The following is an 853-nucleotide window of genomic DNA, read 5'->3' as shown; positions in this document are numbered from 1 at the left end:
GTTTTCGGCGATGTCCAACACTGCGGTCGAGCGGAACGCCCAAAGCTGCGCTTTGGGTACCCTGCGCGGCTACGCCGCTCCGGCGTCCTCTCACCTACGGCGTTGAACATCACCGGTGCTGTCGTCGCATGCAGCAGGTCAAGTTTGAAGCGAATCACGAAGGCCGCCACCGGGCCGAGTCGCGGATCGAAGTTCATCCGTCTGGCAGGCAGGACAGCGCCCCTTGTTGCGCCATGCGTGTGTGCTAGTGTTTCGAGGCATTGAGGGCGGCAGCCGGTAGCGAGCGCGGTTTGCCGTTTGGGTCAGATCAAGGTCGAAAGGTAGCGGCTTCGCTATGCACAACGCACGTTCGTTCCAGTTTTCGGCGATGTCCAACACTTCGGTCGAGCGGACCGCCCAAAGCTGCGCTTTGGGTACCCTGCGCGGCTACGCCGCTCCGGCGTCCTCTCACCTACGGCGTTAGGCGTACATGGGCAAACTGTTCGCTGCAGCAATCGCTGGAGCCGCAATCACCGCTGCAATCGGTTATTTCGCTCTTCGTCCGCCCTTTCGCAGCAACTACCTTGCTATCGGTGCAGCGAACGGCGCCATTGACGCACAATGGGAAATGGCCAATCGTATGCAGCGCGAGTTTTCGCCACTGCCGTCATCGTGCGTGATCCAATCCGGCCTCTTCCAGGTCAAGAGCACATCCGTATATGTCGTCTCCTGCAACGGCACCAAGTCCATCTTGGTCAAGGAGTAGCTTTGGGCCCGTCAGCTCTTTCCCTCGTCGGTACACCTAACCCTTCGCTGCACCGGAAGTGCTACAGCGGGCTTCGCCCGCTTCCGCACTCCGGTGAGCTCAAACGTT

At 60.4% G+C, this 853-nt stretch carries 2 protein-coding genes; one reads left to right on the top strand and one right to left on the bottom strand.

Translation table 11 applies throughout. The features are described from left to right. Positions 1-197 (bottom strand): hypothetical protein (locus tag NMQ16_RS19140; RefSeq protein ID WP_257082564.1); only part of this gene is annotated, 197 nt, incomplete at its 3' end. A 272-nt stretch (positions 198-469) separates the two neighbouring features. Between NMQ16_RS19140 and NMQ16_RS19135 the strand changes: the two genes are divergently transcribed. Beyond that, positions 470-745 (top strand): hypothetical protein, encoded by a 276-nt coding sequence (locus NMQ16_RS19135; RefSeq protein ID WP_257082563.1) that lies wholly within the window; start codon positions 470-472, stop codon positions 743-745. Positions 746-853 lie beyond the last annotated feature (108 nt).

The organism is Methyloversatilis sp. XJ19-49 (genome assembly GCF_024580145.1).
Classification (GTDB): domain Bacteria; phylum Pseudomonadota; class Gammaproteobacteria; order Burkholderiales; family Rhodocyclaceae; genus Methyloversatilis.
This window is presented reverse-complemented; position numbering and strand designations above follow the sequence as displayed.

Coding starts and splice junctions, on each gene's coding strand:
- NMQ16_RS19135 (WP_257082563.1), top strand. CDS start 470: ATGGGCAAACTGTTCGCTGCAGCAATCGCTGGAGCCGCAATCACCGCT.